This is a genomic window from Pilimelia anulata, from assembly GCF_014647895.1.
GTDB classification, from domain to species: Bacteria; Actinomycetota; Actinomycetes; order Mycobacteriales; family Micromonosporaceae; genus Pilimelia; species Pilimelia anulata.
The window spans coordinates 598,256-619,688 of record NZ_BMQB01000002.1 but is presented as its reverse complement, the minus strand read 5'-3'; the positions used below and the strand labels follow the sequence as shown (position 1 = coordinate 619,688).

Below are 21,433 nucleotides of genomic sequence, written 5' to 3'. Positions count from 1 at the left end.
CTGGGGGTGACCCCCCGGGCAGCACTGGGAGTATCTCGATGCCCTCTGAGTACGCCAAGTCCTTGGGCGCGCGACTGCGCTCCATCCGCCAGCAGCAGGGCCTATCCCTGCAGGGGGTGGAGGAGAAGTCGAACGGGCGCTGGAAGGCCGTCGTCGTCGGCTCGTACGAGCGGGGCGACCGTGCGGTCACCGTGTCCCGCCTCGCCGAACTGGCCGACTTCTACCGGGTTCCCGTCGCGGAGCTGCTGCCCGACAGCAGCGGCATCCGGCAGGAGGCCACCAACAAGATCGTCCTCGACCTGGAGAAGCTGTACGACCAGGCGTCGGAGGATCTCGCCTACGTCGCCCGGTACGCGCGGGCGATCCAGCAGCAGCGGGGCGACTACAACGGCCGGGTCCTCTCGATCCGCGCCGACGACCTGCGCGCGCTGGCGATCGTGTACGACATCTCGCCCTCCGGCCTCATCGAGCGGCTGAGCGAGCAGGGCGTGCTGGTCGCCGACCCGCGCGCGTTCTTCGGCTCCTGAGCCGACGCACCACCGCGCCACCGCACCACCCGAATCGCGGAAGGCCCGCACCGGCAGCGCCGGTCCGGGCCTTCCGCGTGTCCGGCGTCCGCCGGCGCGGTCAGCGGGTGGCGTACTCGGCGATCCGGCCCAGCACGCCGTTGAGGAAGCGCGGCGAGTCGTCCGTGGACATCTGCCGGGCCAGCTCCACCGCCTCGGTGATCGCCACCGCGTCGTCGATCTCGTCGACCCACAGCAGCTCGTACGTGGCGATCCGGGCCAGGTTCCGGTCGACCACCGGCATCCGCTCCAGCGTCCACCCCTCGGCGTACGTGGAGATCACCTCGTCGATCCGGTCGAGCCGCTCGGCTACGCCCTCGACCAGCCCGATGGCGTAGCCGAGGTGCTCCGGCAGCGGCGGCGTGAGCCGGGCCACGTAGTCGGCGAGGAGCGGCGCGACCGGTTCGTCCCGCAGGTCGGCCTGGTAGAGCACGTCCAGTGCCCGCTTGCGCGCCTTGCGCCGCGCGGGCATCTGCACCCCGGGGCCCTCCGGCATCAGGAACGGCCGAGGTAGCGGCCGTCGCGCGTGTCGACCTTGACCTTCTCGCCGGTGCTGATGAACAGCGGGACCTGGATCTCCGCCCCGGTCTGCACGGTCGCCGGCTTGGTGCCGCCGGTGGACCGGTCGCCCTGCAGGCCCGGCTCGGTGTACGTGACCTCCAGCATGACCGAGGTGGGCAGCTCGACGTACAGCACGACGCCCTCGTGGGTGGCGACCGTGGCGTTGGCCTCGGGCAGCAGGTAGTTCTTCGCGTCGCCGACGGTCGCCGCCGGGATGTGGATCTGGTCGTAGGTGTCCAGGTCCATGAAGATGAAGTCGCCGTTGGCCTCGGCGTACAGGAACTGCATCGTCCGCTTGTCGACGGTGGCGGTCTCGACCTTGGTGCCCGCGTTGAACGTCTTGTCCACCACCTTGCCGCTCAGCACGTGCTTGAGCGTGGTGCGGACGAAGGCAGGGCCCTTACCCGGCTTCACGTGCTGGAACTCGACAACGGACCACAGCTCCTTGTCGAGGTTGAGCACCATGCCGTTCTTCAGATCGTTGGTGGAAGCCATGTTGGGCGGGCCGTCCTTCGGTGTGTGGGCACGAACGGCCAGAATTCTAGCCGCGCGGGCGCCCGTCCGCCGCACCACCCTGCGCGGCGCCGAGCCGCCGGGCCAGGTGGGTGAGGGCGAGGACGTACCCGTCCACGCCCAGGCCGCAGATCACCCCGGCCGCCACGGCCGAGACGACCGAGTGGTGCCGGAACGCCTCCCGGGCGTGGATGTTGGACAGGTGCACCTCGACCAGCGGGGCGGTCAGCAGCGCGCAGGCGTCCCGGACGGCGATCGAGTAGTGCGACCAGGCGGCCGGGTTCAGCACCACCGGCGTGCCCGCGTCGGCGGCGCCGTGCAGCCAGCCGACCAGCTCGTGCTCGGCGTCGGTCTGCCGCACCTCGACGGCCAGGCCGTGGGCGGCGCCGGTGCGCTCGCACAGAGCCGCCAGCTCGGCGTACGAGGTGAGGCCGTAGATGTCGGTCTGCCGGCTGCCCAGCCGGCCCAGGTTGACCCCGTTCAACACGAGCACCGGCGTCACGCCGCCACCTCCGCATACGCCCGGGCCAGCAGCTCCTCGGCCGGGCCGGCGAGGATGCCCGGCCGGGCCAGCCCGTCCAGCACGACGAACCGGAGCGTACCGCCGCGGGCCTTCTTGTCCACGGACATCGCCGCGCGCAGCGCCGGCCAGGCGTCCGCCGCGTACGTCACCGGCAGCCCCAGCCCGGCCAGCACGGCGGCGTGCCGGTCGGCGGTGGCCGGGTCCAGCCGGCCGGCGGCCCGGCCGAGCGCCGCGGCGTACGCGCAGCCGACGGCGACCGCGTCGCCGTGCCGCCAGCGGTACCCCTCGACGTGCTCGATCGCGTGCCCGAGGGTGTGCCCGTAGTTGAGGATCTCCCGCCGCCCGGCCTCGCGCAGGTCGCCCGCGACCACGTCGGCCTTCACCCGGATGGCCCGCTCGACCAGCTCGGCGAGCGCCGGGTGGCCGGGGTCGGCGGCCGCGGCCGGGTCCCGCTCCACCAGGTCCAGGATGGCCGGGTCGGCGATGAATCCGCACTTGACCACCTCGGCCAGCCCGGCCCGCAGGTCGGCCGGCGGCAGCGTGTCCAGCAGGTCCAGATCGGCCAGCACGCCGGCGGGCGGGTGGAAGGCGCCGACGAGGTTCTTGCCGGCGGCTGTGTTGATCCCGGTCTTGCCCCCGACCGCGGCGTCGACCATGCCGAGCAGGCTGGACGCGACCGGCACCCAGCGCACCCCGCGCAGCCAGGCGGCGGCGACGAAGCCGGCCAGGTCGGTGACCGCTCCCCCGCCGACGCCGACGACCGCGTCGGTGCGGGTGAACGCGGCGGCGCCGAGGGCGTCCCAGCAGCGGACGGCGACCGCGGCGTCCTTGCCGGCCTCGGCGTCCGGCACCTCGATCGGCAGCGGGGCGATGCCGGCCGCGTCCAGCGCGCCGGCCACGGCGGCGGCGCGGTCGGCGAGCGGCCCGGCGTACAGCACGGCGGCGCGCGCCGCGCCGGGCAGCAGGCCCGGCACCTCCGCGGCGAGCCCGCGCCCGACCACGACCCGGTACGGCTGCGGGCCGCCCACCTCGATCACGCTTCGCATCCGTACACCCAACCATCCGGTCCGGGGCAGGTCCGCACCGACCCGTGGGCTTCGTCGGGTTTGAGAGGGTAACAACCTGAGCATGGTTATTCCATGGGGGAAGTACGTATTGCACTCATCGTGATGGCGGTCGTCGCCGGGCTGTCGCCCGCCGCGCCCGCCCGGGCCGGGTCCGCCGCCGTGGCGAGCTGGTCCTTCGACACGCCGCTGGCCGGCGGCGGGTACCGGGACTCCTCCGGCCACGGCCGGGAGCTGGCGCCGCGCGCCCGAAACGGCGGCCGGACCGGGACCACCGCGCGGGCCGGCGGCCGGGCGGTGGTCTTCCCGGCGCAGTGCCGGGGCGGCGGCTGCCCGCGGGTGGTCCTGGAGGCCGCCGACAGCGCCGGGCTGAACCCGGGCACCGCGCCGTGGCGCTGGGGCGCCCGGATCGCGCTGCGCCGCAGCCAGACCGGCGCCGGGGAGAACGTGCTGCAGAAGGGGTTCGCCAACGGCGGCGGCCAGTACAAGCTCCAGGTCGACGGCACGGCCGGGCGGCCGAGCTGCGTGGTCGTCGGGACCGGCGCGGGCCGGGTGCACCTGGCCGCCGCCGGGGTGAGCGTCGCCGACGGCGGCTGGCACGCGGTGGAGTGCCGGCGGGAGCGGGCCAGCCTGACGGTGCTGGTCGACGGCGCGGTGCGCGGCCGGGTGGGGATCCCGGCCGGGCTGGCGATCCGCAACGGCTCGCCGGTGCGCCTCGGCGGCAAGAGCACGGTGGCCAACAACGACCAGTTCCACGGGGCGCTGGACGACGCCTGGATCGGCCGGGGCTGATGCCGCGCGGGCGCTGAGCGCGAGGGGTCGCCGCCCGCTCAGCGCCCGCTATCCGGCCTTCCCGGCATCGGCGGCGCGGGTGGCGATGAAGCGCTCCATGCCGTCGAGCAGCACCGCCAGGCCCTGCTCGAACGTGTCCCGGGCCTGCTGCTCCAGGTACGGCTCGTCGGACTGCGGCACGTCGAACGCGGCCTGCTGGTCCAGGCTGGTGATCGTCGGGTACCGCTCCCGGTACGCCGGCCCCTTCGCGATGTCCTCGAGGTAGCCCGCGCGGGCCGTCCACCAGTCGTCCTCGCTGATGCCGGTGGCCCGCTCGGCCGCCCGCGCCTCGGCCATCGCCGCCGCCGCGCCGCGGACGAACGTGTGCAGCATCCCGACCAGCCGGGCCACGTCCAGCCCGGCCAGGCCGAGGCCGGCGAAGACGCGCAACTGGGCCTCGTACGCGTCCAGCTCGTGCGGCCCGAGCACCGACCGGGTGCCGGAGATGTGCAGCAGCCACGGGTGCCGCAGGTGGAACTCCCAGCCGCCGCGGGCGCTGGCCTCCGCGGCCGCCCGCCAGCCCCGGTCGTACGGCAGGTCCCGGTCGGCGGTGGCGAGCAGCCGGTCGACCATGAGGTCGAGCAGCTCGGCCTTGCTGGGCACGTACGTGTACAGCGCCATCGCCGACTTGCCCAGCCTGGCCCCGACCGTGCGCATCGACACCTCGGCGAGCCCGTCGGCGTCGGCGATCCCGATCGCCGCGGCGACGACGGCGTCGAGGGTGAGCGCCGGCCGCGGCCCCGGCTTGGACCCGGCGTCGGCGGGGCCGCCCCACAGCAGCGCCATCGTGCGAACCGGATCGCCCTGACCGGCGTAGGTAACCATGAACCCTCACCCCTCCTGCTGTCACGAATCTGTTTACGGCGTAAGTTGATGCTATCATATTACGCTGTAAACAGATCCCGACGGAAGGTGACCCACGTGGAACGGCACGACCGGATCGAGGTGCGCGGCGCGCGCGAGAACAATCTGCGCAACGTCGACGTCGACATCCCCAAGCGCGCGCTCACCGTCTTCACCGGCGTCTCCGGGTCCGGCAAGTCGAGCCTGGTGTTCGGGACCATCGCCGCCGAGTCGCAGCGGCTCATCAACGAGACGTACACCGCGTTCGTCCAGTCGTTCATGCCCAGCCAGGCCCGCCCGGACGTGGACTCGCTGCGCCACCTCAGCGCCGCCATCGTGGTCGACCAGGAGCGGATGGGCGCCAACAGCCGCAGCACCGTCGGCACCGCCACCGACGCGTACTCGATGCTCCGGCTCATCTTCAGCCGGCTCGGCGAGCCGCACGTCGGGCCGGCCAACCTGTTCTCGTTCAACGACCCGCACGGCATGTGCCCGCGCTGCGAGGGCAGCGGCCAGGTCTCCGACGTCGACGTCGACGCGCTGGTGGACCGGGAGAAGTCGCTCAACGAGGGCGCGATCACGTTCCCGAACTTCACGGTCGGGTCCTGGTACTGGAAGATCTTCGCCGAGTCGGGCTACTTCGACCCCGACCGCAAGCTCGCCGACTACCCCGCCGACGCGTGGGACCGGTTCCTGCACGGGCCGGACGCCAAGCTGCGGGTCGGCGGGATGAACCTCAGCTACGAGGGGCTGATCCCCAAGGTCACCCGGCTCTACCTGAGCAAGGACGTCGACGCGCTCCAGCCGCACATCCGCGCCGCCGTGCAGCGGCTGGCCACGTTCACCACCTGCCCGGACTGCGCCGGCGCCCGGCTCCACGCCGCCGCGCTGGCCTGCCGGGTCGCCGGCCGGGGCATCGCCGACTGCGCCGCCGCCCAGGTCGACGACCTGAACGAGTGGCTCGCCGGCGTCGCCGACGACCGGGTCGCGCCGATGGTCGCCAACCTGCGCGGCACGCTGACCAACCTCACCGAGATCGGCCTGGGGTACCTGTCGCTGAACCGGCCGGCGGGCACGCTGTCCGGCGGCGAGGCGCAGCGGGTCAAGATGGTCCGCCACCTCGGCTCGGCGCTGACCGACGTGTCGTACGTCTTCGACGAGCCCACCGTCGGCCTGCACCCGCACGACATCGCCCGGATGAACGACCTGCTCCGCCAGCTCCGGGACAAGGGCAACACCGTCCTGGTGGTCGAGCACAAGCCCGAGGTCATCGCGATCGCCGACCACATCGTCGACCTCGGGCCCGGCGCCGGCGCCGACGGCGGCCACGTCGTGTACGCCGGCACCCCGGCCGGGCTGCGCGCGGCCGGCACCCGCACCGGCGACCACCTGGAGCGGCGGACCGAGGTCAAGGCCGCGGTCCGGCCGCCGACCGGGCAGGTGACGATCCGCGGCGCGGACCGGCACAACCTGCGCGACGTCACCGTCTCGATCCCCCGCGGCGTGCTCACCGCGATCACCGGCGTCGCCGGATCGGGCAAGAGCACCCTGATCCACACGTACCTGCCCCGGGCCACCGACGTGACGGTGGTGGACCAGTCGGCCATCCGCGGCTCGCGGCGGTCCAACCCGGCCACGTACACCGGGCTGCTCGACGGCATCCGCAAGGCGTTCGCCAAGGCCAACGGGGTGCCGGCGAGCCTGTTCAGCGCCAACTCCGAGGGCGCCTGCCCGGAGTGCAAGGGACTCGGCCTGATCTACACCGACCTGCAGTTCATGAGCGGCGTGACCAGCGTCTGCGAGGCGTGCGAGGGCCGGCGGTTCACCGCGGAGGTGCTCGGGTACCGGCTGCGCGGCGCCACCATCACCGACGTGCTGGCCATGTCGGTCGCCGCCGCCCGCGCGCACTTCACCGAGAAGCCGATCCGGGCGGTGCTGGACCGGCTGGTCGCGGCCGGGCTGCCGTACCTGACGCTGGGGCAGCCGCTGAACACGCTGTCCGGCGGCGAGCGGCAGCGGCTCAAGCTGGCCATCCACCTCGGCGGCACGGCCGGGGTGTTCGTGCTGGACGAGCCCACGTCCGGGCTGCACATGGCCGACGTGGACATGCTGATCGGCCTGCTCGACTCGATCGTCGACGGCGGCCGGACCGTGGTGGTGATCGAGCACAACCTCGACGTCATCGCCCGGGCGGACTGGGTGGTCGACCTCGGGCCGGGGGCGGGGCACGACGGCGGGCTGGTGGTGTTCGAGGGGACGCCGGCGGAGCTGGCCGGGGCGGACACGCTGACGGGCAAGCACCTGCGCGCCCGCCTCGCCGGCGGCTGACGCCGGGGTCCCGGCGGGTGGTGCCGCTACCGCGCGACGGGCGGTAGCGGCACCGGCGGGGCTACTTGCCCTCGCGGTACGTCCGCCACTGGTCGTCCATCCGCTGCACCTGGCCGGCGGTGAACTTGTTCATGCAGGCGTCGTCGGAGTAGTCCATGAAGTTGTCCACCGGGTCCTTGCCGGGGGCGGTGCAGGTGTCCCGGTCCTTCGGGCAGCCCGACGCCGGACTCTTCTCGGCCGGGGTGTCGTCGACGTGGTCGCCCGGCTCGTCGCAGGTGTTGTCCTCGTTGAACGTGTGGTATAGCCCCAGCCAGTGCCCGACCTCGTGGGTGCCGGTGTCGCCGAGGTTGTACGAGCCGATCGTCCCGCCGGGCAGCGACTCGGCCGCGACCACGACGCCGTCGTACGTCCCCGCGCCGTCGGCGGGCAGGGTGGCCCAGCCGAGCAGGTTCGGGTCCAGCGGGCCGAGGTACAGGTTCAGCGTACCGGCGCCGCCCTGGCGGAGCTGCTTCTTCATCGCGCCCTCGGCGCCGCCCTCGGAGATCTTGATCGGCACCCACTCGGGCTTGATCACCCGGTTGATCTTCTGCACGGCGAACCGGAACTCCGACGCCGAGCCGCCGGTGCTGCCGGCGAACGAGTCGGCCAGCACCTTCATCTGGTCATTGATCATGGAGTCCGGGATGTTGCCGCCCTCGCGGCTGGAGTCCTTGGCGACGACGTGCACGTACACCGGGATCGTCACCGGCGCGCCGGGGGTGAGGTCCTGCGGCTGCTCGCGCAGGCGGCGCTGGAAGTCGGCCTCGTACCGGGCCTTCTGCGCGGCGGTGTACTCGTTGCCGTCGTGCCGCGGGTGCTGGCCGCGCGCGGCGGTCGCGGCCGCGTCGTCGCAGGGGGCGGCCGACGCGGCCGTCCCGGCGGCCACGGGCAGCGGTCCGACCAGGGCGAGGGCGCCGATGGAGGTGACGGCGAGGGCGCGCCGACACCAGGGGGTGATCGAGATCATGGGGAAGGTCCTCTCCGGCGGCCCGCGGCGGGGCGCGCCGCGGGAACCGGTAAACGCTAGCTCTCGATCGAGGGATGGGAATACCTCGACAAGTGAACGCGATTTTCCTTCATTTTCGCGCAGGTGTGAACGGTCTCAGCCGTCCGCCCGATGGTCCGCGCGCCACCGGACGAGGCACTCGCGCAGCCCCGCCGCCGCACGCTCGCCGGGGGTCGGCCCGCGACCCACCCCGTACGAGCCGAGGCAGTGCAGCGAGACCACCCGGTCGGGCCGGCCGGGTTGGCGTCGGACGATCGCCGGACCGATCGCGCCCGCGGCGGCGGCCGGCCCGGGCACGGGCGTGTGATCCACGATGTCGACCACCTCGGCCCACGGGATCACGATGGTGCGGCCGAGGTTCCGGACGATCACCCGGTCCGACCGGGCCGCCACGCCGAGCAGCGGCATCCGCACCGCGCCGCCCACCAGCCAGACCGCCCCCGCACCGAACAGCACGGCGACGAACGCGTTCCCCTCGCGCGCGTGGTCGACGGCCACCGTCGTGACGATCCACCCCATGAGCGCGAAGGGCAGCATACCCACGATGTTCCAGAACCACGACCGCCAGGCGCGACGCGTGCCGGCGTCGGGCCGGCCCTCCCCCGCCATACCCGGAGGCTACCGGCCGCGGGCGGCGCCGGCTGCGGTACGGGAACCGAGCACCGGTCCGAATGGCTCCCAGGAGCGAGGATTCCGGGCGCCGGTCGGTCAGCGGCCGAGGGCCGCCCGGACGTCCGCGACGATCTCCTCCGGCGTGCGCCCGTCGGTGGCCACCGTGTGCGCGGCCACCCCGGCGTACAGCGGCCGCCGCTGGTCCAGCAGGTGCCGCAGCGTGGCCCGCGGGTTGACCGTCAGCAGCGGCCGCCCCGAGCCCAGGCCGATCCGGCCGAGCGCGTCCGGCAGCTCCACCGTCAGGTACACCACCGGGTGCCCGGCCAGCGCCGCCCGGGTACCGGGGTCGAGCACCGCGCCGCCGCCCAGCGCCAGCACCCCGGCGAAGTCGGCCAGCGCCGCCGCCACCGCGGTGCGCTCGGCGGCCCGGAAGTACGCCTCGCCGGCGTCGACGAAGATCTCCGGGATCGGCCGGCCCTCGGCGGCCTCGATGTCGGCGTCGGTGTCCCGGAACGGCACGCCCAGCGCCCCGGCCAGCGCCGTCCCGACGGTGGTCTTGCCGGCGCCGGGCGGGCCGACCAGCACGCAGACCGGTCCGCTCACGCGCACACCAGGTGCGCGCGGTACGCGGCCAGGTTGCGGGCGATCTCGGCCACCGAGTCGCCGCCGAACTTCTCCGTCGCGGCGTCGGCGAGTACCAGCGCCACCATCGACTCGGCGACGATCGCCGCGGCCGGCACGGCGCAGACGTCCGAGCGCTGGTTGATCGCGGTGGCCGGCTCGCCGGTGACGATGTCCACGGTGTCCAGCGCGCGGGTCAGCGACGAGATCGGCTTCATCGCCGCCCGGACCCGCAGCCGCTGGCCGGTGGTGATCCCGCCCTCCAGGCCGCCGGCCCGGTCGGTGCGCCGGCGGACGCCGTCGGGGCCGGGCTCCATCTCGTCGTGCGCGACCGAGCCGCGGGAGCGGGCCTGGGTGAACGCGTCGCCGATCTCCACACCCTTGATCGCCTGGATGGACATCAGCGCCAGCGCCAGTCGGGCGTCCAGCTTGCGATCCCACTGGACGTGGCTGCCCAGGCCCGGCGGCAGCCCGTACGCCAGCACCTCGACCACGCCGCCGAGGGTGTCGGAGTCGGCCTTGGCCGCGTCGACCTCGGCGACCATCGCCGCGCTGGCGGCGGGGTCGACACAGCGCAGCGGGTCGGCGTCGACCCGCTCGCGGTCGGCGGGGGTCGGCGCGGCGCCGGGCGGCGCGGCGACCGCGCCCAGCTCGACGACGTGCGAGACGATCTCCACGCCGAGCGCCTGGCGCAGCAGCGCCCGGGCGACGGTGCCGACGGCGACCCGGGCGGCGGTCTCCCGGGCGCTGGCCCGTTCCAGGATCGGCCGGGCGTCGGTGTGGCCGTACTTCTGCATGCCGGCCAGGTCGGCGTGGCCGGGCCGGGGGCGGGTCAGCGGGGCGTTGCGGGCCTGCCCGGCCAGCAGCTCGGCGTCCACCGGGTCGGCCGCCATGACGGTCTCCCACTTGGGCCACTCGGAGTTGCCGACCCGGATCGCCACCGGGCTGCCGAGCGTGACGCCGTGCCGGACGCCGCCGACCATCTCGACGGCGTCGCGCTCGAACGCCATCCGCGCGCCCCGGCCGTAGCCGAGCCGGCGCCTGGCCAGCTCGTCGGCCACCTCGTCACTCGTGATCTCCACGCCGGCCGGGACCCCGTCCAGGATCGCGACCAGCGCCGGACCGTGCGATTCGCCCGCGGTCATCCAGCGCACCCTGCCACCACCTTTCGGCGGTCAGTGTGTCACGCCGGGCCGGCGCTCCCGTGATCGGCCGGGACCCAGTCGGGGCGGGCGTCGAGCAGGGCGGCGCGCATGGCCGCCTGCGGCGCCGGCTCGCCGGTGAAGTGGGTGAACTGGTCGAAGGACTGGGCCAGCAGGAGGTCCAGCCCGGACGCCACCCGCACGCCGGCCGCCGCGGCGGCCGTGGCCAGCGGCGTCGGCCACGGGTCGTACAGCACGTCGACGTACACCCCGTCGGGGGCCCACTGCGCCGCGCCGGCCAGGTCGTCGGCGACGCCCGGCGGCAGCGCCGAGACGACGACGTCCGCGCCCAGGTGCTCGGCGGCCCTGTCCCACGGCCCGTGCCGCAGCCGCAGGCCGACCGCGCGGGCGATCGGGTGCAGCGCGGCCACCGCGCCGGCCCGGCGGGCGACGACGACGGCGGACTTGACCCCGTACCGGCCCAGCGCGGCCAGCACGGCCCGGGCGGTCCCGCCCGCGCCGAGCACGGTGGCGGCGCCGCCGACCGGCGCCTTGACCGCCTGGAGCACGCCGCCCATGCCGGTGACGTCGGTGTTGTCGGCGTACCAGCCGGTCGGCCGGCGGATGAGCGTGTTCGCCGCGCCGACCAGCCGGGCGGTGGACGACGCGCCCGAGGCCGCCGACAGCGCCTCGCCCTTGAGCGGCATCGTGACCGAGATGCCGGCCCAGCGCGGGTCCTCGTCGTGCAGGAGCTGGGCGAGCGCGCCGCCGGGCTCGAGGTCCAGCGCGTCGTACGTCCACTCGGCGAGGCCGGCGGCCGCGTACCCGGCGTTGTGCAGCACCGGCGACAGCGAGTGCGCGATGGGGTGGCCGACGACCGCGGCCCGGCGCCCGCTCACAGGACGCCGTTCCGGCGCGCGGTGGCCTGGTTGCGCTCGTGCTCGGCGAGCGTCGTGGCGAACGCCGAGTTGCCCTTCTTGTCGATCGCGACGAAGTACAGCCAGTTGCCCGCGGGCGGGTCCATGGCCGCGCGCAGCGCCGCCTCGCCCGGGTTGTCGATCGGCGTGGGCGGCAGCCCGGCGATCTTCCGGTTGTACGGGTTGCGCGGGTCGTCCAGCTCGGCGGCCGTCATGTCCTTCGACGCCTTCGTCGGCTTGCCGTTGACCTCTAGCCAGTAGTTGACGGTCACGTCCATCTCCAGGCACCCACAGGGGAAGTCCCCGCCGTACGCCCGGTTGTAGGCCACCCGGGCGACCTTCCCCAGGTCGCCCGGCACGCCGGCCTCGACCTGGGCGAGCGAGGCCACGATCAGCGCCTCGTACGGGCTGATCCCGCCCCGCTCCTTCTCCACCGTCGGCACGAAACCGACCTCCTCGGCCGCGGTGAGGAATTGCTGCACCATCGCCTTGAGGATATCGGCGGCGCCCGCGTTCGGCGGGAACTCGTAGGTCTGCGGGTAGAGGAATCCCTCCAGCGAGGGCTTGGCGGCGGCCTTCTTGCCGTCGGTGCGCTTGAACCAGAAGTCGGGGACGCCGAGCTTCGCCGGGTCCTTCCCGGCGGCCTGGAACTCACGGAGGGCGATGCCGGTCTTCTCGGCGAGCAGCTTGTACGTCTGGATGACCGAGAGGCCCTCGCGGATCGTCACGCCCTTGACGATCCGGTTGACGAGGTTGACCAGCAGCGAGACGGCGTCGCGGGCGCGCATCTCCTTGCGCAGCTTGTAGAAGCCGGGCTGGATGTTCTCGCTGCGGGCGTTGTCCTCGGCGGCGTCGATGAACGCCTTGTCGCTCTTGACCACGCCGGCCTTCTGCAGCGTGCCGCCGATCTCCCGCAGGGTCTGCCCCTGCTGCACCTCGACGACGACCTCGTCGGTGCCGCCGCCGGTGTAGTCGGGGGCGGCGAAGAAGTCCATGGCCCGGCCGATGCCCCAGTACGCGGCGCCGCCGAGGGCGCCGAGCAGCAGGACGGCGAGGACGGCCGCGATCGCGCTGCGCCCGCGGCGGCGCTTCGGCGGGGGTACCCGCCGGTGCCGGCCGCGCTCCCCCTCCTCGTACGCCAGTCCGAGCTCGTCGATCATCGTGTCCGCCTCCGCTGGGAATCGAGCCAGCCCTGCAGGATCTCCACCGCGGCCGCCTGGTCGACGACCGCGCGCCGGCGCTTGCCGCGCACGCCGCGTTCGGCCAGCCTACGAGTCGCGACGACCGTTGACATCCTCTCGTCGGACAGGTGGACCTCGATGGGCGCGAGCAGCGTGGCCAGGCGACGAGCGTACGCGCCGACCTCGTCGGCCGCCTGCCCGTGGGTGCCGGCCAGGGTCACCGGGAGCCCCACGACGACGGCAATTGCCCCGTACTCGGCGGCTAAACGCCCTATTTCCACCATATCTGACGGGGCGCGGTCGGGCTCGTCCGCCCGGTCCCGGGCGAGCGTGGCCACGGGCGAGGCGAGGATGCCGTCCGGGTCGCAGGCGGCGACCCCGACCCGGGCCCGGCCGACATCGACGCCGAGCCGGACCCCTCGGACGAAAGCGGACACGGGGTCAGCGAACCCCCGCGAGGGCCTTCTCCACCGCCGTGAGCAGCGCGGGCGCCTCGCCGGCGGGCACGCCGCCGCCCTGCGCCAGCTCGGCGCTGCCGCCGCCGCGGCCGGACAGGGCCGCCTTCACCAGCTCGGCGGCCGACACCCCGCGGCCCTTCGCCGCCGCGTTCGCGGCGACCACCAGCGACGCCTTGTCCCCCGCCCGGGCGACCACCGCGACCACGCCGGGCCGGTCCGCGGCGAACCGCCCGCGGACCTCCTGCGCCAGCGTGCGCACGTCGTTGCCGCCGGTGCCCTCGGGCGCCTCGGTACCCACGAACGCCACCCCGTCGACGTCGCGCGCGCCGGCGGCCAGCTCGGCCACCCCGCCCAGGAGCTGCTTGCCGCGCAGGTCGGCCAGCTCCTTCTCCACCTGCTTCATCCGGGCCACCAGGCCGGCGATCCGGTCCGGCAGCTCCTCGCGCGGGGCGCGGAGCTGCTCGGCGATGCGGGCGACCAGGTCGCGCTCGCGGGCCAGGTACCGGTACGCCTCGATGCCCACGACCGCCTCGACCCGGCGCTGCCCGGCGCCGACCGACGACTCGCCGGTGACCGCCATCGGCCCGATCTGGGCGGCGTGCTCGACGTGCGTGCCGCCGCACAGCTCGCGGGACCACTCCCCGCCGATCTCGACCACCCGGACCGTCTCGTCGTACGTCTCGCCGAACAGCGCCAGCGCGCCCAGCTCGCGGGCCTGCGGCAGCGACATGTACTTGACCGCCACCGGCAGGTCCCGGCGGACGGCCGCGTTGGCCGCCTCCTCCACTTCGGACCGGGTGGCGTCCGACAGCGCGCCGCGCCAGGAGAAGTCCAGCCGCAGGTAGCCCGGCCGGTTGTACGAGCCGGACTGGAGCGCCGCCGGGCCGAGCACGTGCCGCAGCGCGGCGTGCACGACGTGCGTGCCGGAGTGCGCCTGCCGGGCGCCCAGCCGCCACTCCGGGTCGACCGTCGCGGTCACCCGGTCGTCGACCGCCAGGGTGCCGTCGAGCACCCGGACCCGGTGCACGACCAGGCCCTTGATCGGCCGCTGCACGTCCAGCACCTCCGCCCGGACGCTGCCGCCCACCAGCTCGCCGGCGTCGGAGTCCTGGCCGCCGGACTCGGCGTAGAACGGGGTGCGGTCCAGCGCCACCGAGACGATCTCGCCCGGCGCCGCGGCCGGCACCGGGCCGGCCTCGCCCCACAGCGCCAGCACCCGCGACTCGGTCGCCGACTCGGTGTACGCCACCCAGTCGGTCGGGCCGTGCGCGTCCAGCGCCGCCCGGTACGCCGACAGGTCGGCGTGCCCGGTCTTGCGCGCCTTCGCGTCCGCCTTGGCCCGGGCCCGCTGGTCGGCCATCAGCGCGCGGAAGCCGTCGGCGTCCACCGCGAGGCCCTGCTCGGCCGCGATCTCCAGGGTCAGGTCGATCGGGAAGCCGTACGTGTCGTGCAACTGGAACGCCTTGTCGCCGGCCAGCGCCGTGCCGCCCGCGGCCTTCGTCTCGGCGAGCGCGGTGTCCAGGATCGTCGTGCCCTGGCGCAGCGTGGCCAGGAACGCGTCCTCCTCGGCGTACGCGTAGCTGCTGATCCGGTCGAAGTCGGTGCGCAGCTCCGGGTACGACGGCGCCATGCAGTCCAGCGCGACCGGCAGCAGCTCGGGCAGCGCCCGGTCCTGCCAGCCGAGCAGGCGCATCGAGCGGATCGCCCGGCGCATGATCCGGCGCAGCACGTAGCCGCGGCCCTCGTTGCTCGGCGTCACCCCATCGCCGATCAGCATCAGCGAGGTGCGGACGTGGTCGGCGATCACCCGCAGCCGGACGTCGTCCGGGTGCGACGCGGTCGCCGCCTGCCCCGACCGGACGCCGTACGCCCTACCGGTCAGCTCGGCGGCCCGGGCCAGCACCGGCCGGACCTCGTCGATCTCGTACATGTTGTCGACGCCCTGCAGCAGCGACGCCATCCGCTCCAGGCCCATGCCGGTGTCGATGTTCTTCGCCGGCAGGTCGCCGAGGATGTCGAACGTCTCCTTCGCGGTGACGTTGGCGATCTCGACCTGCATGAAGACCAGGTTCCAGTACTCCAGGAACCGGTCCTCGTCCACCTCCGGGCCGCCGTCCGGGCCGTACGCGGGGCCGCGGTCGTAGTACAGCTCCGAGCACGGGCCGGCCGGGCCGGGGATGCCCATGTGCCAGTAGTTGTCCTTCTTGCCGCGGCGCACGATCCGGTCGGCCGGGAGGCCGGTGCGGCGCCAGATGTCGGCGGCCTCGTCGTCGTCCAGGTACACCGTCGCCCAGATGCGGTCGGGGTCCAGCCCGAAGCCGCCGTCGTCGACCGACTTCGTGGACAGCTCCCAGGCCAGCGGGATCGCCCGATCCTTGAAGTAGTCGCCGAACGAGAAGTTGCCGTTCATCTGGAAGAACGTGCCGTGCCGGGACGTCTTGCCGACCTCGTCGATGTCCGGCGTCCGGATGCACTTCTGCACGCTCGCCGCCCGCGGCCAGGGCGGCGCCTGCTGGCCGAGGAAGTACGGCACGAACTGGACCATGCCGGCGTTGATGAACAGCAGGTTCGGGTCCTCGATGGCGGGCAGCGGGGCGCTGGGCACGACCGTGTGCCCGTTGGCCTCGAAGTGCGCCAGGAACCGGCGCTTGATCTCCGCTGTCCTCATCGCTGACCTTCCTCGTACGGCTCGTCGTCGTCCACCGGGTCGGCCGGCAGGACGATGCCCGCGGCGATGGCGGCGTGGATCTCGTCCTGGCGCTCGGCCATGCCCGCCCGGACATCGTCCACGAAGCTACGCACCGCCCCCAACGCGTTTTCCGCCGACCCCGTCACGGCGCCGGCGATCCCCTGCGGGGTGAACGCCCGCGCCCGCTTCGTCGCCGCGCGCACCACCAGCGCGCCGACCGCCAGGCCGATCCCGAGCCACAGCATCCGCTTCATCGCTCACTCCCGTCCCGGCGCGGGGCTCAGCCCGAGCGCCGACCGCGCAGCCGGTCCTTGATGGTGGCGCGCACCTCGCGCTCGGTCTCCGCGTGCCGGCGCGCGGCCGTCGCCTTGCGCAGCCCGTACCCGAACGAGGCCACCTTGACCAGCGGGTTCGCCGCGGCGGTCGTCACGATCGTGGCCAGGTTGGCGACGTTGGCGCTGACGGTCTGCACGTGCCCGGTGATCGTGTCGACCTTGGCGAGCTGCGCGTTCACCCCGTCGAGGGTGACCTGGACCTGGCCCAGCGCGGTGTTCACCCCCTCGACGCTCGCGGTGACGTTGCCCAGCAGCGGGCCCGTCCGGGCGTTCAGGTCGGTGATCGCCCGGGTGGCGGCGTCGATCGTCCGCCCCAGCCGCAGGATCGGTACCGCGAGCACGAGCACCAGCATCAGGAAGGCACCGGCCGCGACCAGCCCCGCCACGTCCCCAGCAACCACGGGCTCCGCCTCCTCACCGCGGCGCGGGCGCGTACGCGCCCGCGCTCCACATCCGCGCCGACCCGGCTGACCTTACCGGCCCGGCCGCGGCCGCGTGCATCACGATGCCGGTGGTGTCGATGGTGGCGGGTCGGTGAACACCGGGTCGGGGTCCTCGCCGGTCTCGCTCGGGTCGGTGCCGACCCGGGTCGGGTTCAGCCGCTCGTCCGCGATGGCGTTCCGGACCTTGATCGTCACCGCCGCCCCGGCGCACCCGTCGGCGCCGGCCGGCTCGCACGCGGGCTTGCGCACCCACAGGTCCAGCGTGTACTCGTCGCGCCGCCAGCAGGTGTAGAACTCGTCCGGGCGCAGCGGCTGGCCCGGGCAGGGCTCGATCCGCCAGGGCTGCCAGCCCGCGGCGCCGAGGCCGGCGGCGTACGCGCTGTTCGTCTCGCCCGGCGCCCGCTCGGCGGACAGCCGCCGCTCGCGGAACCGGCACTCGTCGATGCACCACGCGCTGCCGCTGGTCTCGTCCCGGGCCGCCTGCCCGGCCCAGCCGGGGATCTCCATGCCGTCCAGGGCGACGAACACCGGGTCGCGGAGGCTGGCCCGGACGCCGAAGAACAGCGGTACGGCGCCGAGGATCACCACGCACCCCACGACGAGGGTGGCCAGCCGGAGCCGCTTGCGCTCGCGGAGCTGCCGGCGGATCTCGGCGGGGGCGCCGCGCAGCGCGGGGCCGCGCCCGGCCCCGCGCTGCGGTACGGCGCCGGGCGGGCTGTCCGCCGCCGCGCCGGGCCGGTCGTCGGCCGCCGCGCCGTACGCCGCGGGCCGGTCGTCGGCCGCCGTGCCGTACGCCGCGGGCCGGTCGAAGGCGGTCGCGCCGGGCCGGTCGAACGCCCCGGTCCGGTCCGGCGGCAGGGCGCCGGTTCGGTCCGGGGGCAGCGGCCCGGTCCGGTCCGGGGACGGCGCCGCCCGGTCGAGCGGCGGGGCGGCCCGGCCCGCGGGCGGGGCGGGGTGGTCGGCGCGGTCCGGGGCGGGGCGGCCCGGCAGGGCCGGGCGGTCCGGTGCGGCCGGGCGGTCGAACGCCGGTGCCGGCGGCGGCACCGGGGGCGCCGGCGCGGCGGCCGCGGCGCGGCCGGCGGTCAGGCTCGGCGGCGTGGCGCCGGGCCTGCCGGGGGGCGCGGGCAGCGCCGGGCGGGCCGGCGATGCGGCGCGGTCGGCCGGGTCGACCGGCGGGCGGTCGAGCGCGGGCCGGCCCGCCGGCGGCGGCGCGCCGCCGGGCGGGGCCGGGCGGACGGCGGCCGCTCCGGCCGCGGCCGCGCCGGCGGCGATGCCGGCAGCGGCACCGGGTGCCGTGCCGTGGGGGCGGTGCGGCAGGGCGCCGCGGTGGCCGGGCTCCGCGGGTTCGGCGGGCGCCGGGGCCGGGCGGCCGGCCCGCGGGCCGGACCCGCTCGGGACCGGCGGGGGCGGGCCGGGGCGGCCGGGGTGCGGCGCGGCCGCGGGGGTCGTCCGGCCGGGGCTCACCGGCGGCGGGGGCTGCTCCTGCGGCCCGGCGCGCCGCGGTCCGGCCGCCGCCCGGCCGTCCGGCCGGTCGAGAGCGCCGGCGTCGCGGGTGCCGGGGTCGAGGGCATCGGCACCGCGCCGGCCCGGGGCGTCGCGGCGGTCCAACGCGTCCCGGGGGCCCGGGGCGTCGCGACGGTCCAGCGCATCACGGGGGCCGGGGGCGTCGCGGCGGTCCAGCGCGTCGCGGCGGTCGAGCGCGTCGCGGGGGCCCGCGACGTCGCGGTGGCCGGTGGCGCCGCGCGCTTCGAGGGCTCCACGCGAGCCCACCGGGCCGGCGGGCTCGGCCGGGCCGCCCGCCGGGCGCTGCCGGTGTGGAATCCCGCCGCGGGGGTCGGCGCCGCGCGGATCGGCGTCGCGGGGGTCGAGGTCGCGGTGGACGCCGCCGGGCAGCGGCGGCGGGGTGGCCGGCGCGCCGCGGCGGCGTGTCGGCTCCACGACGGGTCGCCGCCGGTCGACCGGGCCGGTCCCGGCGTCACCGCGACCGGCATCACCGCGGCCGGTCCCGGCCGGGTCGCCAGCGGCGGGGCCGCCGGCGCGCGGCGGGGCGGGGTCGAAGCCGGATCGGCCGGCCGGGTACCCCGGCTCGCCCGCTCCCCCGGCCCGCGGCTGGTCGAAGCCGGGCCGCGGTACGTCCCGGCCGGGTCGCGGCGGCTCGACCGCGGGGCGGCCGCCCCGCGGCGCGTCCGGCGCCGGCCGGGGCACGTCGGCGCCGGGCCGCAGCGGCGCCGGCCGCCGGGCCGACCCGCCGTACGGCTCCCCGGCACCGGGGCGCTGCTCGTCGGCCGGCGGCCGACGCTCGTCCGCCAGCCCACGGCGGTCGTCGCCCGGCGGCCGGCGCTCGTCGGACAGCGGGCGGCGCTCGTCGGCGCGGTTGGCGGCCGGGCGCGGGGCGTCCGGTGACCCGGCCGGCCGGTGGCCGGCGGCCGGGTCGCCCGCCCGCCGGTCCGGCAGCGCGGGACGGCCCGCGGCCGGCGGGTCGGTGGCGCGGCGGCCGCGGTCGGGCTCGGCCGGGGTACGGCGGTCGAGGGCGTCGGGGCCGCGGCGCCCCAGCGGTGCGGGACCCCGGTCGGCGCCGGGCGCGTCGGGACCCCGGCGCCCCAGCGGTGCGGGGCCGTGGTCCAGGCCGGGCCGCTCGGTGGCCGAGCGCGACCCGGCACCGGCGCGCGGGCCGTCCGGCCGGGGCTCCGGCCCCGGACCGCGGGGGGCGTCCGGCGCGGCGCCGGCCGGGCGCGGGTCGGCGCCCGGCCGCGGGGTGCTGCCGCCGCGGCGCGGCGGCTCGATCGTGGGGCGCCGTCCGCCGGCCCGCGGCGCCGGACCCGGCTCGGTCGCCGGCGCCCGCTCGGGCAGGCCCCGGCCGGCGGACCCGCCGGCGCCCCGGTCCCGGTCGGCGAGCTGGCCGGACTGATCGGCGAGCTGGCCGGACCGATCGGCGCGGCCGGCGGACCCGGCCGCCGGGCCGGGACCCCGATCGGCACCGGCCGGTCGGCCGGCGACGCCCGGGCGCCCACCACCGGCGGGCGCGCGCTCGGCGCCCCGCGCCGGGGCGGCGGGGGCCGCCGGGGGCTCGCCGGCGCGCTGCTCACCGGGCGCCAGGCTGCCCTTGGCCTCCTTGGCGCTGCGCAGTTCCGCGATCCAGCCCAGCTCCTCGCGCGGTACCTCCTCCTCGACCGGCGGCTCGGCGGCGGCCTTGCCCCGCCCCCAGCGCCGGCCCTTGGCCCGGCCCTGGCGGGTGTCGTCGCCGCTGTCCTCGGGGCGATCGGAGCCGCGCGATCTCACGTCGTCCTCTTTCCGTCGGCGGGGGCGCCCTCGGCGCCCCGCGGGGACCCGGCGCGGACGATGCGGCGCAGCGCGGGCATCCGCGCGGCGACCGCGTCCTCGGCGCCGTGCCGGGTCGGCTGGTAGTAGTCGACGCCGACCAGGGGGTCCGGCGCGTACTGCTGGGGGACGACCCCGCGGGGGTCGTCGTGCGGGTAGCGGTACCCGATGCCGTGGCCGAGCCCGCGCGCGCCGCGGTAGTGGCTGTCCCGCAGGTGCGCCGGCACGGCGCCGCCGCGGCCCGCGCGGACGTCGGCGAGCGCCGCCGCCAGGGCCGTGGTGACGGCGTTGGACTTCGGCGCCGCCGCGAGATGGATAACGGCGTGGGCGAGATTGAGCTGCGCCTCGGGCAGCCCGACCCGGTCGACGGCGCCCGCCGCGGCGATGGCGACGGGCAGCGCGGTGGGGTCGGCGAGGCCGACGTCCTCGCTGGCGAAGATGATCAGCCGGCGGGCGATGAACCGGGCGTCCTCGCCGGCGACGAGCATCCGGGCGAGCCAGTGCAGGGCGGCGTCCGGGTCGGAGCCGCGCAGGCTCTTGATGAACGCGCTGGTGATGTCGTAGTGGGCGTCGCCGTCCCGGTCGTACCGCACGGCGGCCACGTCCACCGCCTGCTCGGCGGTCGGCAGGTCGATCTCCGGGCGGCCGGCGGCGCGGGCGCTCGCGGCGGCGGCCTCCAGCGCGGTGAGCGCCTTGCGGACGTCGCCCTCGCTGAGCCGGACGAGGTGGGCGCGGGCATCGGCGGCGAGCCCGACCGCACCGGCGAGGCCGCGCGCGTCGGCGACCGCCCGATCGACGAGCGTACCCACGACGTCGGCGTCGAGTGGACGGAGCGTGAGCAGCACGCAGCGGGACAGCAGCGGCGAGATCACCGAGAAGTGGGGGTTCTCGGTGGTCGCGGCGAGCAGCGTGACGGTCCGGTCCTCGACGGCGGCGAGCAGCGAGTCCTGCTGCGTCTTGCTGAACCGGTGCACCTCGTCGATGAACAGCACGGTCGCCGGCCCGCCGGTACGCCGCTGCCGCCGGGCCTCGTCGATGACGGCGCGGACGTCCTTGACCCCGGCGTTGAGCGCGGACAGCGCCACGAACCGCCGGTCGGCGGCGCCGGCGACCAGCCGGGCGATGGTGGTCTTGCCGCAGCCGGGCGGGCCCCACAGGATGACCGAGAGCAGGGCGTCCCCGGCGAGGAGCTGGCGCAGCGGGGCGCCGGGGGCGAGCAGGTGCTCCTGGCCGACCAGTTCGTCCAGGACGGCCGGGCGCATCCGGGCGGGCAGCGGGGCGTCGGGGCCGACGGCGAAGGGCGCCGCGGTCGGGCCGGCCACGGCATCGCCGCCGGTCGACGTGCGCGGCGCGACCGGGAAGAGTGCGTCTGGCTCCATCACCACTGACAGTACCGGCAGCCGCGCAGCCGCCAAAAATCACCACATACGCGCCACTACGGCC

19 protein-coding genes and 1 pseudogene are annotated in these 21,433 nt (G+C 76.0%); 3 read left to right on the top strand and 17 right to left on the bottom strand.

Going from position 1 to position 21,433, the window contains the following annotated elements; all coding sequences use genetic code 11:
• Positions 1 to 38: 38 nt before the first annotated feature.
• Positions 39 to 527, top strand: coding sequence for a transcriptional regulator BldD (gene bldD, locus IEY94_RS07500; protein ID WP_189169288.1), 489 nt, complete (start codon positions 39 to 41; stop codon positions 525 to 527).
• A gap of 100 nt (positions 528 to 627) precedes the next feature.
• Here bldD and nusB read toward each other — a convergent pair whose 3' ends face one another.
• The 4 genes from nusB to aroB are packed head-to-tail and all read right to left on the bottom strand — an operon-like array spanning position 628 to position 3,209.
• Positions 628 to 1,038 (bottom strand): transcription antitermination factor NusB, encoded by a 411-nt coding sequence (gene nusB, locus IEY94_RS07495; RefSeq protein WP_189169400.1) that lies wholly within the window; start codon positions 1,036 to 1,038, stop codon positions 628 to 630.
• A 23-nt stretch (positions 1,039 to 1,061) separates the two neighbouring features.
• On the bottom strand, positions 1,062 to 1,622 hold the full coding sequence (efp, locus tag IEY94_RS07490) for an elongation factor P (RefSeq protein ID WP_189169287.1): 561 nt from the start codon (positions 1,620 to 1,622) through the stop codon (positions 1,062 to 1,064).
• A gap of 46 nt (positions 1,623 to 1,668) precedes the next feature.
• On the bottom strand, positions 1,669 to 2,133 hold the full coding sequence (gene aroQ / locus IEY94_RS07485; RefSeq protein WP_189169399.1) for a type II 3-dehydroquinate dehydratase: 465 nt from the start codon (positions 2,131 to 2,133) through the stop codon (positions 1,669 to 1,671).
• A gap of 5 nt (positions 2,134 to 2,138) precedes the next feature.
• Positions 2,139 to 3,209 carry a 3-dehydroquinate synthase gene (gene aroB / locus IEY94_RS07480; protein WP_189169286.1) on the bottom strand — a complete coding sequence of 357 codons (1,071 nt, stop codon included), beginning with the start codon at positions 3,207 to 3,209 and terminating at the stop codon, positions 2,139 to 2,141.
• Between the two features lie 93 nt (positions 3,210 to 3,302).
• Between aroB and IEY94_RS07475 the strand changes: the two genes are divergently transcribed.
• On the top strand, positions 3,303 to 4,019 hold the full coding sequence (locus IEY94_RS07475) for a laminin G domain-containing protein (protein ID WP_189169285.1): 717 nt from the start codon (positions 3,303 to 3,305) through the stop codon (positions 4,017 to 4,019).
• Between the two features lie 48 nt (positions 4,020 to 4,067).
• Here IEY94_RS07475 and IEY94_RS07470 read toward each other — a convergent pair whose 3' ends face one another.
• Complete coding sequence (locus IEY94_RS07470; protein ID WP_189169284.1) at positions 4,068 to 4,883, bottom strand: TetR/AcrR family transcriptional regulator C-terminal domain-containing protein; 816 nt, start codon at positions 4,881 to 4,883, stop codon at positions 4,068 to 4,070.
• Between the two features lie 48 nt (positions 4,884 to 4,931).
• On the opposite strand from IEY94_RS07470, the gene IEY94_RS07465 reads away from it, so the two are divergent.
• Positions 4,932 to 7,229 carry an ATP-binding cassette domain-containing protein gene (locus tag IEY94_RS07465; protein WP_189169283.1) on the top strand — a complete coding sequence of 766 codons (2,298 nt, stop codon included), beginning with the start codon at positions 4,932 to 4,934 and terminating at the stop codon, positions 7,227 to 7,229.
• A gap of 61 nt (positions 7,230 to 7,290) precedes the next feature.
• On the opposite strand, the gene IEY94_RS07460 is transcribed toward IEY94_RS07465, so the two are convergent.
• The 12 genes and pseudogenes from IEY94_RS07460 to IEY94_RS07405 form a co-directional block, all read right to left on the bottom strand.
• The gene (locus tag IEY94_RS07460) at positions 7,291 to 8,235 is read right to left on the bottom strand and encodes a zinc metalloprotease (RefSeq protein ID WP_189169282.1); all 945 of its coding nucleotides are present in this window, start codon (positions 8,233 to 8,235) and stop codon (positions 7,291 to 7,293) included.
• 135 nt (positions 8,236 to 8,370) lie between these two features.
• A complete protein-coding gene (locus tag IEY94_RS07455; protein WP_189169281.1) occupies positions 8,371 to 8,811 on the bottom strand; it encodes a hypothetical protein in 441 nt (146 codons plus the stop codon).
• A gap of 171 nt (positions 8,812 to 8,982) precedes the next feature.
• Positions 8,983 to 9,489: a shikimate kinase gene (locus IEY94_RS07450; RefSeq protein ID WP_189169280.1), complete on the bottom strand. Its 507-nt coding sequence runs from the start codon at positions 9,487 to 9,489 to the stop codon at positions 8,983 to 8,985.
• A complete protein-coding gene (aroC, locus tag IEY94_RS07445) occupies positions 9,486 to 10,652 on the bottom strand; it encodes a chorismate synthase (RefSeq protein WP_189169279.1) in 1,167 nt (388 codons plus the stop codon). Before aroC ends, IEY94_RS07450 begins: the two co-directional genes overlap by 4 nt.
• A 38-nt stretch (positions 10,653 to 10,690) precedes the next feature.
• Entirely contained in the window at positions 10,691 to 11,548 is an 858-nt protein-coding gene (locus IEY94_RS07440) for a shikimate dehydrogenase (protein ID WP_189169278.1), read from the bottom strand.
• On the bottom strand, positions 11,545 to 12,726 hold the full coding sequence (gene mltG, locus IEY94_RS07435) for an endolytic transglycosylase MltG (RefSeq protein ID WP_189169277.1): 1,182 nt from the start codon (positions 12,724 to 12,726) through the stop codon (positions 11,545 to 11,547). Before mltG ends, IEY94_RS07440 begins: the two co-directional genes overlap by 4 nt.
• The gene (ruvX, locus tag IEY94_RS07430; RefSeq protein ID WP_189169276.1) at positions 12,723 to 13,184 is read right to left on the bottom strand and encodes a Holliday junction resolvase RuvX; all 462 of its coding nucleotides are present in this window, start codon (positions 13,182 to 13,184) and stop codon (positions 12,723 to 12,725) included. Before ruvX ends, mltG begins: the two co-directional genes overlap by 4 nt.
• Positions 13,185 to 13,188: 4 nt before the next feature.
• Positions 13,189 to 15,873, bottom strand: coding sequence for an alanine--tRNA ligase (alaS, locus tag IEY94_RS07425; protein ID WP_189169275.1), 2,685 nt, complete (start codon positions 15,871 to 15,873; stop codon positions 13,189 to 13,191).
• On the bottom strand, positions 15,870 to 16,148 hold the full coding sequence (locus IEY94_RS07420; RefSeq protein WP_189169274.1) for a hypothetical protein: 279 nt from the start codon (positions 16,146 to 16,148) through the stop codon (positions 15,870 to 15,872). The genes alaS and IEY94_RS07420 overlap by 4 nt, the downstream gene beginning before the upstream one ends.
• Before the next feature lie 26 nt (positions 16,149 to 16,174).
• On the bottom strand, positions 16,175 to 16,630 hold the full coding sequence (locus IEY94_RS07415; RefSeq protein WP_189169273.1) for a DUF948 domain-containing protein: 456 nt from the start codon (positions 16,628 to 16,630) through the stop codon (positions 16,175 to 16,177).
• A gap of 99 nt (positions 16,631 to 16,729) precedes the next feature.
• The gene (locus tag IEY94_RS23355; protein WP_229783396.1) at positions 16,730 to 19,951 is read right to left on the bottom strand and encodes a hypothetical protein; all 3,222 of its coding nucleotides are present in this window, start codon (positions 19,949 to 19,951) and stop codon (positions 16,730 to 16,732) included.
• Positions 19,952 to 19,968: 17 nt separating this feature from the next.
• Positions 19,969 to 21,369 (bottom strand): annotated as a pseudogene (locus tag IEY94_RS07405) (replication-associated recombination protein A); the annotation flags it as partial.
• Between the last annotated feature and the right edge of the window lie 64 nt (positions 21,370 to 21,433).

What these genes read in the sequence shown, in the direction of transcription:
- bldD (WP_189169288.1), top strand. Translation starts at nt 39, where the DNA reads ATGCCCTCTGAGTACGCCAAGTCCTTGGGCGCGCGACTGCGCTCCATC.
- nusB (WP_189169400.1), bottom strand. Translation starts at nt 1,038, where the DNA reads ATGCCCGCGCGGCGCAAGGCGCGCAAGCGGGCACTGGACGTGCTCTAC.
- efp (WP_189169287.1), bottom strand. Translation starts at nt 1,622, where the DNA reads ATGGCTTCCACCAACGATCTGAAGAACGGCATGGTGCTCAACCTCGAC.
- aroB (WP_189169286.1), bottom strand. Translation starts at nt 3,209, where the DNA reads ATGCGAAGCGTGATCGAGGTGGGCGGCCCGCAGCCGTACCGGGTCGTG.
- IEY94_RS07475 (WP_189169285.1), top strand. Translation starts at nt 3,303, where the DNA reads ATGGGGGAAGTACGTATTGCACTCATCGTGATGGCGGTCGTCGCCGGG.
- IEY94_RS07470 (WP_189169284.1), bottom strand. Translation starts at nt 4,883, where the DNA reads ATGGTTACCTACGCCGGTCAGGGCGATCCGGTTCGCACGATGGCGCTG.
- IEY94_RS07465 (WP_189169283.1), top strand. Translation starts at nt 4,932, where the DNA reads ATGCTATCATATTACGCTGTAAACAGATCCCGACGGAAGGTGACCCAC.
- IEY94_RS07460 (WP_189169282.1), bottom strand. Translation starts at nt 8,235, where the DNA reads ATGATCTCGATCACCCCCTGGTGTCGGCGCGCCCTCGCCGTCACCTCC.
- IEY94_RS07455 (WP_189169281.1), bottom strand. Translation starts at nt 8,811, where the DNA reads ATGCTGCCCTTCGCGCTCATGGGGTGGATCGTCACGACGGTGGCCGTC.
- aroC (WP_189169279.1), bottom strand. Translation starts at nt 10,652, where the DNA reads ATGACCGCGGGCGAATCGCACGGTCCGGCGCTGGTCGCGATCCTGGAC.
- mltG (WP_189169277.1), bottom strand. Translation starts at nt 12,726, where the DNA reads ATGATCGACGAGCTCGGACTGGCGTACGAGGAGGGGGAGCGCGGCCGG.
- alaS (WP_189169275.1), bottom strand. Translation starts at nt 15,873, where the DNA reads ATGAGGACAGCGGAGATCAAGCGCCGGTTCCTGGCGCACTTCGAGGCC.
- IEY94_RS07420 (WP_189169274.1), bottom strand. Translation starts at nt 16,148, where the DNA reads ATGAAGCGGATGCTGTGGCTCGGGATCGGCCTGGCGGTCGGCGCGCTG.